Source organism: Limnohabitans sp. (assembly GCF_044361645.1).
Lineage (GTDB): Bacteria > Pseudomonadota > Gammaproteobacteria > Burkholderiales > Burkholderiaceae_C > Limnohabitans_A.
On record NZ_JBIKIL010000151.1, the window covers coordinates 1 to 8,161 of the forward strand.

10 protein-coding genes and 3 pseudogenes are annotated in these 8,161 nt (G+C 60.0%); 9 read left to right on the forward strand and 4 right to left on the reverse strand.

The features are described 5' to 3' along the window. Positions 1-363 precede the first annotated feature (363 nt). Together ACIQ39_RS17395 and ACIQ39_RS17400 are read left to right on the forward strand one after the other, a co-directional pair. Positions 364-669, forward strand: a pseudogene (locus tag ACIQ39_RS17395) (hypothetical protein); the annotation flags it as partial. Then, a pseudogene (locus ACIQ39_RS17400) lies at positions 590-766 on the forward strand (GNAT family acetyltransferase); the annotation flags it as partial. The pseudogenes ACIQ39_RS17395 and ACIQ39_RS17400, both read left to right, overlap by 80 nt. Here ACIQ39_RS17400 and ACIQ39_RS17405 read toward each other — a convergent pair. Beyond that, positions 727-1,488, reverse strand: a complete 762-nt coding sequence (locus tag ACIQ39_RS17405; RefSeq protein ID WP_396435852.1) for an SDR family NAD(P)-dependent oxidoreductase — start codon at positions 1,486-1,488, stop codon at positions 727-729. The pseudogene ACIQ39_RS17400 and the gene ACIQ39_RS17405 sit on opposite strands and share 40 nt — an antisense overlap. 131 nt (positions 1,489-1,619) lie before the next feature. On the opposite strand from ACIQ39_RS17405, the gene ACIQ39_RS17410 reads away from it, so the two are divergent. Continuing rightward, positions 1,620-2,771 carry an NAD(P)/FAD-dependent oxidoreductase gene (locus ACIQ39_RS17410; RefSeq protein ID WP_396435853.1) on the forward strand — a complete coding sequence of 384 codons (1,152 nt, stop codon included), beginning with the start codon at positions 1,620-1,622 and terminating at the stop codon, positions 2,769-2,771. 157 nt (positions 2,772-2,928) lie between these two features. Here ACIQ39_RS17410 and ACIQ39_RS17415 read toward each other — a convergent pair. Next, positions 2,929-3,174 (reverse strand): annotated as a pseudogene (locus ACIQ39_RS17415) (hypothetical protein); the annotation flags it as partial. Here ACIQ39_RS17415 and ACIQ39_RS17420 point away from each other — a divergent pair. The 3 genes from ACIQ39_RS17420 (at position 3,127) to ACIQ39_RS17430 (ending at position 4,657) form a co-directional block, all read left to right on the forward strand. Next, positions 3,127-3,981: an acyl-CoA thioesterase gene (locus tag ACIQ39_RS17420; protein WP_396435854.1), complete on the forward strand. Its 855-nt coding sequence runs from the start codon at positions 3,127-3,129 to the stop codon at positions 3,979-3,981. The pseudogene ACIQ39_RS17415 and the gene ACIQ39_RS17420 sit on opposite strands and share 48 nt — an antisense overlap. 96 nt (positions 3,982-4,077) lie before the next feature. After that, a complete protein-coding gene (locus ACIQ39_RS17425) occupies positions 4,078-4,377 on the forward strand; it encodes a BrnT family toxin (protein ID WP_396435855.1) in 300 nt (99 codons plus the stop codon). Beyond that, complete coding sequence (locus tag ACIQ39_RS17430; protein ID WP_396435856.1) at positions 4,367-4,657, forward strand: BrnA antitoxin family protein; 291 nt, start codon at positions 4,367-4,369, stop codon at positions 4,655-4,657. The genes ACIQ39_RS17425 and ACIQ39_RS17430 overlap by 11 nt, the downstream gene beginning before the upstream one ends. Positions 4,658-4,841: 184 nt before the next feature. Here the strand turns inward: ACIQ39_RS17430 and ACIQ39_RS17435 are convergent, their stop codons facing one another. Next, entirely contained in the window at positions 4,842-5,255 is a 414-nt protein-coding gene (locus tag ACIQ39_RS17435; RefSeq protein ID WP_396435857.1) for a putative toxin-antitoxin system toxin component, PIN family, read from the reverse strand. Positions 5,256-5,290: 35 nt separating this feature from the next. Then, a complete protein-coding gene (locus ACIQ39_RS17440) occupies positions 5,291-5,533 on the reverse strand; it encodes a hypothetical protein (protein ID WP_396435858.1) in 243 nt (80 codons plus the stop codon). Positions 5,534-5,735: 202 nt separating this feature from the next. Between ACIQ39_RS17440 and ACIQ39_RS17445 the strand changes: the two genes are divergently transcribed. From ACIQ39_RS17445 to ACIQ39_RS17455, 3 genes are read left to right on the forward strand one after another with little or no spacing between them, the layout of a single operon-like run. Beyond that, positions 5,736-6,944 (forward strand): RHS repeat domain-containing protein, encoded by a 1,209-nt coding sequence (locus ACIQ39_RS17445; RefSeq protein WP_396435859.1) that lies wholly within the window; start codon positions 5,736-5,738, stop codon positions 6,942-6,944. Next, entirely contained in the window at positions 6,898-7,590 is a 693-nt protein-coding gene (locus ACIQ39_RS17450; RefSeq protein WP_396435860.1) for a hypothetical protein, read from the forward strand. The genes ACIQ39_RS17445 and ACIQ39_RS17450 overlap by 47 nt, the downstream gene beginning before the upstream one ends. Further along, positions 7,590-7,940 carry a hypothetical protein gene (locus tag ACIQ39_RS17455; protein ID WP_396435861.1) on the forward strand — a complete coding sequence of 117 codons (351 nt, stop codon included), beginning with the start codon at positions 7,590-7,592 and terminating at the stop codon, positions 7,938-7,940. The genes ACIQ39_RS17450 and ACIQ39_RS17455 overlap by 1 nt, the downstream gene beginning before the upstream one ends. Positions 7,941-8,161 lie beyond the last annotated feature (221 nt).

Here is an 8,161-nt window from a genome sequence, read left to right on the forward strand (position 1 = left end):
CGTCACTGCGAGGAGCGCAGCGACGTGGCAGTCCATGGATCGCTTCGTTCCTCGCGATGACGGGAAAGCGACTCGCGATGACGGGAATCTGGGTCGCGATGACACCTACACCACCGTCACTGCGAGGAGCGCAGCGACGTGGCAGTCCATGGATCGCTTCGTTCCTCGCGATGACGGTTTTAGGTGGGCGGCTGTCGGCGGCTGGTGGCTGGTGAGAGGCTGGTCAGCGTCTGTAGGTCGGTGGCTTCTGCTTCGACATGTGGCCCGGTGCCAAGACAACCGTCTGTCGGACCTGAAGGTGCCGACCTACAGTCTGAGGGCCACCACCCCGTCACTGCGAGGCGCTTAGCGACGTGGCAGTCCATGGATCGCTTCGTTCCTCGCGATGACGGTTTTAGGTGGGCGGCTGTCGGCGGTCGGTGGCTTCTGCTTCGACATGTGGCCCGGTGCCAAGACAACCGTCTGTCGGACCTGAAGGTGCCGACCTGCGGGGTGCAAGTGCCGGGGCTAGACACGCCATCGAAAACGCCCAACGCCCAACGCCCAACGCCCAACGCCCAACGCCCAACGCCCAACGCCCAACGCCCAACGCCCAACGCCCAACGCCCAACGCCCAACGCCCAACGCCCAACGCCCAACGCCCAGCGCCCAGCGCCCAGCGCCCAGCGCCCAGCGCCCAACGCCCAACGCCCAGCGCTCAACGCCCAGCGCCCAGCGCCCAACGCCTCAGCGGATCATCATCCCGCCATCGGCCACGATGGTCTGACCCGTCACATACTGGCCTGCTGCACTGGCCAAAAACACCGCGATGCCGCCGATGTCGTCGGGCTCGCCCATGCGGCGCAGCGGCGTCTCGTTGTTGTACTTGGCGCTCAGCACCGGGTCCTCGTGCAGGGCCTTGGCAAAGTCGGTTTTGATCAGTCCCGGGGCGATGCAGTTCACGCGGATGTTGTCCGGGCCCCACTCCACGGCCAGGTTGCGCGCCAGCTGCATGTCGGCGGCTTTGGACAGGTTGTAGGCCCCAATCACCGAGGAGCCATGCAAACCGCCAATGGACGACACGATCACGATCGCGCCATCTTTTTGGGCCTTCATGTCCGGGTAGACCAAATTGCACAGCCAGGCGTTTGACAGCACGTTGTTGCGCATGACTTTGTCAAACACCTCGTCGCTCATGCCCGTGGCCGGGCCGTAATAGGGGTTGGTCGCGGCGTTGCAGACCATGATGTCGACAGGCCCCCAAGCCGCACGGGTTTGGGCCACCAAGGCTTCGAGTTGTGCCTTGTGGGAGATGCTGGCCGCGATCGCCATGGCCTCACCGCCCGCCGCCCGAATCTCTTGCACCACGGTCTCGCAGGCGTCTTGCTTTCGGCTGGACACCACCACTTTGGCGCCTTGCTGGGCCAGTTGGTGCGCGATCGAACGGCCAATGCCTCGGCTGGAGCCGGTGACGACGGCGACTTTGCCGTGCAAATTGAACAATGACATGGGGGTCTCTCCTGGTTTGTCAGCGAACCAGTCTGCCCTTTTGGGCGGCGCTCGTCTGTCTTTCGGGTGTCAGATGGACAGGCCAAACAGGCCAAAGAGCGCAGGGCTTGGGCCACAATCGCGAACCAACAATGCGGGAGGTGAATGTGGACCAAGTCGATGCCGTGGTGATCGGGGCTGGGGTGGTGGGTTTGGCGGTGGGCCGGGCGCTGGCGCTGTCGGGCCGCGAGGTGGTGGTGCTCGAGTCGGAAAAGGCGATTGGCACCGGCACCAGCTCGCGCAACAGCGAGGTCATCCACGCGGGCATTTATTACCCGGCGGGTTCGCTCAAGGCGCGGCTGTGTGTGCTGGGCAAACAGATGCTCTACGCCTATTGCGCCGAGCGCGGTGTGGGCCACCAGCGGCTGGGCAAGCTGATCGTGGCGACCAGCCCCGAACAAGTGCTGGCGCTGGACGGCATCATGGCCAAGGCCGCAGCCAACGGGGTGCACGATTTGCAAAAACTCACAGCCGCCCAGGCCCAGGCGCTGGAGCCTGCCCTGCAGTGCGAGGCGGCACTGCTCTCGCCCAGCACCGGCGTGGTGGACAGCCATGGCTTCATGCTGGCGCTGCAAGGCGACATGGAAAACGCCGGCGGTTTGCTGGCGCTGGTCTCGCCCGTGCAGCACATTGGCCTGCAGCACGGCACCGCCACGCACCCGATACGTGTGACCACGCAAGACGGCACCGAGCTGGCCTGCAAAGTGCTGGTCAACGCCGCAGGCTTGAGCGCCGTGGCGCTGGCCCGAAGCATGGACGGCTTGGACCCCAGCTTGCTGGCGCAATCGTTTCCAAGGGCGTACTTTGCCAAAGGCAACTACTTCGCCTTGGCGGGCAAGGCCCCGTTCTCCCGCCTGATCTACCCCGTGCCCGAAAAAGCCGGTTTGGGCGTGCACCTCACGCTGGACTTGGGCGGTCAGGCCAAGTTCGGGCCCGATGTGCAGTGGGTCGATGACCCTGCCGACCTGCAAGTCGACCCGCGCCGGGGTGATGCTTTTTATGCCGAAGTGCGCAAGTACTGGCCCGGTTTGACCGACGGCGCTTTGCAGCCAGGTTATGCCGGCATGCGCCCCAAGATCAACGCGCCGCATGAAGTGGCGGCCGATTTTCTGATCCAAGGCCCCGCCGAGCACGGCGTGCCCGGCTTGGTGAATTTGCTGGGCATCGAGTCGCCAGGTTTGACCAGTTCGCTGGCGATTGCGGCGCAAGTATCTTCTTTGCTTTCAATGAAAAAGGCCATGTAGGTGGATGGCTGTGGGGATGAGCTTGCAGGCATGTGGAAAGCTCAGTTTTCTTTGGAGCCCATCGGGCGGTAAACCAAGGCAACAGGTCTTGACCAAAAAAAACAGCAACTGCCCACAAGCCGATCGAGGACGCTGGGTTCAGGTGACAGCCCGAGATGTGAGCGATGCCCAAGGCCATGCGCAAGACGCTCAGGCCCAAAGCCAGCGAAACGCCCAAAAAGCCAATTCCCAGCGGGGGGAAAGCGGCGGCAAACACGGCTTTGGCGCAGCCGACCAAGACCCGCCAGAAGCCTCTGGAAAATTCGGCACCATACTTTTTCATGTGGTCTTGCAAGGCAAGCCCTAACATCGCAGCATGCACCCATTCGACGAAGCCATTGATTTGTGTCCCACCGCACCCCATGCATTCTCGGGCGCGGCCCACCCGGCCTATGCCAACATGGTGGGGCCCTTTGGCGGCACCACCGCTGCGCAGTTGTTGCAATGCGCCATGCTGCACCCCGAACGCTTGGGCGAGCCGGTGGCCCTGACGGTCAACTTTGCAGCCCCGGTGGCCGACGGCCCGATCTGCTTTGTGGCCAGGCCTGTGCGCACCAACCGATCGACCCAGCACTGGACCATCGAAGCCCACCAGTCCCAAGATCCAAGCGAAGGCGCAGGCAAAGGTGTAGGTTCAGGTTCAGTTTCAGGTGTGGTGGCCACCGCCACAGCGGTGTTTGCCGTGCGCCGCGAAACCTGGTCGGCTGTGGAGGCGCTGATGCCCGCCCATGTGCCCACACCCGAGGCTTTGGTCCGCATGCCTGTGAAAGGCATGCCCGCCTGGCCGCAGCGCTACGACATGCGTTTTGTTGAGGGCGCATTTCCTGCGGCCTTTGACGAGCAAGAGCAAGCCCATTCGCGCTCGACCCTGTGGGTGCGCGACGAGCCCGAGCGGGCGATGGACTTTGCTTCTTTGGCGGCGATGAGTGACAGCTTTTTCCCGCGCATCTACATCCGTCGCCGTCGCCGCGCCCTGATGGGCACGGTGTCTCTGACCACCTATTTCCACGCCGACAGCGCCTTGTTGGCGCAAGTCGGCACGCGCCATGTGCTGGGGGTGGCCAAAGCGCTCAACTACCGCCACGGCTACTTTGACCAAACCGGCGAGCTCTGGAGCCCAGAAGGGCAGCTGCTGGCGAGCACGCACCAGCTGGTGTATTTCAAGGATTGAACAAGGACGTGCCGCTGTCGCTGAGCTCACTTTGCAGCGTTCCCTGCAAGCCTATTTGGTCTTGACAGTTTTATTATTCGCATCTACATTAATTCAATGGATGCCAAGCTGAGTTGGGATGACACCAAGAGGCAAATCAATCTGCGTAAGCACGGTCTGGACTTTGCCTTGGCAGGTGTTGTTTTGGATTCCCGTTATCGGTTGGACATCCCGGTGGTTCGCGGCAGCGAGCCACGCACCATTTCCATGTCGTATGCCATGGGTTTTTTGGCTGTTTTGACGGTGGTACACACGGCGCGCGATGCGTCTTGTCGAATCATCCGTTTCCGCCGTGCCAGCCGCGAAGAAAGAGAGGCTTACCTTGTCTGGATCGAAAACGAATGCGATGAGCCGTGAAAACCTGATCACGGCTTTGAAGGTCAAAGAGCGCGAGGCCCCTTATGTGTGGGACGGCCAAGACGAGGACGAGCGCCCGGCAACGCCAGAGGAATTGGCGCACGGCTTGGCCTTGGCCCGCAAACGCGGCAGGCCTGCGGGCAGTGGCGTCAAAGAGCAGGTGGCCATCCGTTTGGACAAGGATATTTTGGAAGCCTTTCGCGCCCAAGGGCAGGGCTGGCAAACGCGCATCAACCAGGCTTTGAGGCGCTATCTGGCGGAACACCCGACGCAGTCGTGAGCGCCTTTGCACTGCCGTATGCGTCGCATGCACCCCATGTGCAGTGGGTGCAGTGTTGGGAGGAAGGATCGTAATGACTAGGCTGGGTGTTGCAAATGCCTTAAAAAGCCGCCCGAAACCCCCACCAGCCGCTAAAGCTGTGGGTTTCAAGTGGCTTGTCTTTTTAGCCGCTGGGTCTGCTTGGCTAGAGCGCATGCAACAACCCCGCCGCCTCGGCTGGCGTCACGATGCGCACCCCCTGGTAATTGCCGCCCAAGCTGTGCAAATGCTGATCGCCTGAGGCAATCAAATGGGCGCGTGCTTCAACTGCGCACGCCAGCAACTGGTCATCATCGGCATCCTGCGCAACGACACGTGGCACCTGCATCGGTACCACCAGCGTAACCATGGCACTGTAATGCGCCACCAGCGCATGCGTCGTGGTTTGCAGCGCCGTGATGCGCTTGGCCAGCTTGGCATAGTGCAAGGTTTGGCTCAACTCATCGACCAGCACCGGACTGCTGTACAGCGAAATCGTGTCGTTTAGCGCCAGCTCCAGCAAGCGGCGCGAATGGCCGCCCCACAATAAACCGGACACCACCACATTGGTATCGAGCACCAGGCGCAGTCTCGAGCCGCGCAGGCCGCTACCGCTCAATGGGCCGCCAGCTTGTTGCGCTGGGCGCGTATCACCTGAACCTGTTCATCAATCATTCGTTCAATTTCGGGTGTCAACTCCTCATGCGGTGCGCTGACCCACAGGGTGCGCAAGGCATCCCCTGACTGGCGCTTGAGCTGCTCGCGCAGCATGGCCTCTAGTGCTTGTGGCGTGAGCAGTCCAGCGGCTTGTGCGATTTGGGCCAGCACATCGGGCAATTCAACTTGAACGGTGGTCATGGGGATTCCTTTTTTAGCGGCTAAACGGCAGTGCGGTGTGTGGCGGCACATAAACGGGGTCAGATCTCATAAACGGGGTCAGATCTAAATTGTTTCATCATAAACAAGGTCAGCTTCCAATTGTTTTGATGATGCCAGCGCTCATTCCAAATGACACAAATCTTGAGCCGCATCGCCGTCCGTCCTGGCAACGACGTTGGAGGTGCAAGAAACACTGAAGAGCATCTTAGGCGCGCAAGCGCTCACGGGCACGCGTTCGCTACACTACGCGTTCGACGATCACATCGCAGGAGCCAAGTCCAACGGCAGCGTGCCCACGGGCAACGGCAACCTGATGTACACCGTCAGCCACGACAGCAGCAGCGGCAAACACACGGTGCGCTGGGAAAGCTACACCAGCTTTAACATGCCCCGAGAGTTCAAGTACGGCAACATTGGCGTGACAGCAAAAACACCTGAAGGCGCCACCTCCGACCGCACACTCGCCTTTGTCTACGGCCCCGAACACCAACGCGTCAAACAAACCGTCACCCTGACGGCCAACGCCCCCACCAACATGATGGGCGGCACCACTTGGTACCTGCACGGCCAGAACAACGCGCTCTTGTTTGAAAAAGAACTCAAAGCCAACGGCGTCACAGAAAACCGCCATTACCTGCAAGCGGCAGGCATGACCTTTGCCATGGTGACCACGCGCAGCGGCGCGGGCGTCAGCAGCACGGCCAGTGACCCGAGCAAACGCAGCTCGCAAGTGCGCTACTTCCACCAAGACCACCTGGGCTCGATGAGCGTGATCACCGATGAGGCGGGGCAAGTGGTCGAGCGGTTGGCCTATGACCCTTGGGGCAAGCGGCGCAAAGCCAACGGCTTGGCGGACAAGAGCGACAGCCTGGTGGGCGTGAACACCGACCGTGGGTACACCGAACACGAGCACCTGGACGAGATAGGGCTGATCCACATGAACGGGCGGGTGTATGACCCGTTGATTGGGCGCTTCATGAGTGCGGACCCGTTCATCCAGGCACCGGACAACCTGCAAAGTTACAACCGGTATGCGTATGTGATGAACAACCCGTTGGCTTATACGGATCCGAGTGGGTTTATCAGTTTGAAGAAGTTGTTTAGGATTGCGGTGGTGGTGGGTGTGGCGTATTTCACGGGCGGCGCAGCTGCCGCCTGGTATGAGGGTGCAGCCGCAGCTACAACCCTTGGGGGTGGAACTGCTTTCACAATAGCTGGGGGGGATTTCAGGAACAGCCGCGATCGCCGGTGGCGCTGCTGGCGGTGCCGCTGCCGGGTTTACTGGGGCGGCATTGGGCGGGGCAAATTTGAATCAGTCACTACAGGCTGGAGTGCAAGGTGGTTTGACCGGTGCTTTGTTTGGTGCAGCAGGTGGAGTAGGCGAAGCTAATTCGTATGCCCGTTACGCAGCCCACGCAGGCGCAGGCTGCGTCAGCAGCGTGGCCGGTGGCGGCAACTGCGGCCAAGGGGCTGCCAGTGCGGTGTTTGGTAAATTCACGACCAATCAGATTGGCGGTGTGGGCACCAATGCGCCGGTCGGCGAAGTGATTGCGAAGGGCATAGCGACTGCAGTGGCCGGGGGTGTAGGATCGACATTTGCCGGTGGGAAGTTTGAGAATGGGGCGACGACTGCGGTGTTTGGGTATTTGTTTAATGAGTTGACTAGCCAAACGACGAAAGCTCAGCGCGGATATGAGGCGACGTTCTACCCAGACGACCACATGGTGTGCGACAGCACATGTTGGACTGACAAGCCACTCGAAGGTTCGTACCCTGTTGAAGAACTTGTTGTTGGTGGTGGGGCCGCAAAACTAGCGAAGGGATTGTATGCAGCGGGACGCGAAATTACGTTTGGATCCAACTTACGCGTTGCCCCCTTCGGGAATCGAACTGGTAACGCGCTCGGTGAATTGCCGCACTACCATCGACGAGGTATGGACGCTGTGACTAACGCGACGAAGCCTGGACAAGGTATCGGACGACATAGGCCTTGGGAAACCAAGTCAACGGACAAGTCAGTTTGGGATCGTTTCTGATGATCACCCCATTAATTGTTTCTGATAATGGGGACGTGGACTTGTTTGAGTCCATTGAGGATTTGGAGCGTTGCATTGAATCTCCAGACATCACCAGTCTACGAGCATTCGATGCGAACGGTCAGGTACTTTGTTTGATGACGAGGCATCCTGTACCAACCACTCAAAAACTGATAAACATAGTTTGTGTAGATCGAGTTACTGTGAGTGAATCAGGAGTACATGAAGTCGCAGAGCTTGAAACACTACTTCGCAACTTCCTCTTCCGCGCCACAGGTCAGTTGTTTGATACCGCTGCTTTACCTGAGTTGCTGAAAGTATTTCGAGTAAAAATAGGATTTCAGAGCTAAACGACTCTTTTTATATTCGCTGTCACATAAACGGGGTCACATAAACGGGGTCAGATCCCAATTGTTTTGATGATGCCAGCGCTCATTCCAAATGACACAAATCTTGAGCCGCATCGCCGTCCGTCTTGGCAACGACGCTGGAGCTGCAAGAAACACTGAAGAGCATCTTAGGCGCGCAAGCGCTCACGGGCACGCGTTCGCTACACTACGCGTTCGACGAT

Coding starts and splice junctions, on each gene's coding strand:
- ACIQ39_RS17405 (WP_396435852.1), bottom strand. CDS start 1,488: ATGTCATTGTTCAATTTGCACGGCAAAGTCGCCGTCGTCACCGGCTCC.
- ACIQ39_RS17410 (WP_396435853.1), top strand. CDS start 1,620: ATGCGGGAGGTGAATGTGGACCAAGTCGATGCCGTGGTGATCGGGGCT.
- ACIQ39_RS17420 (WP_396435854.1), top strand. CDS start 3,127: ATGCACCCATTCGACGAAGCCATTGATTTGTGTCCCACCGCACCCCAT.
- ACIQ39_RS17425 (WP_396435855.1), top strand. CDS start 4,078: ATGGATGCCAAGCTGAGTTGGGATGACACCAAGAGGCAAATCAATCTG.
- ACIQ39_RS17430 (WP_396435856.1), top strand. CDS start 4,367: ATGAGCCGTGAAAACCTGATCACGGCTTTGAAGGTCAAAGAGCGCGAG.
- ACIQ39_RS17440 (WP_396435858.1), bottom strand. CDS start 5,533: ATGACCACCGTTCAAGTTGAATTGCCCGATGTGCTGGCCCAAATCGCA.
- ACIQ39_RS17455 (WP_396435861.1), top strand. CDS start 7,590: ATGATCACCCCATTAATTGTTTCTGATAATGGGGACGTGGACTTGTTT.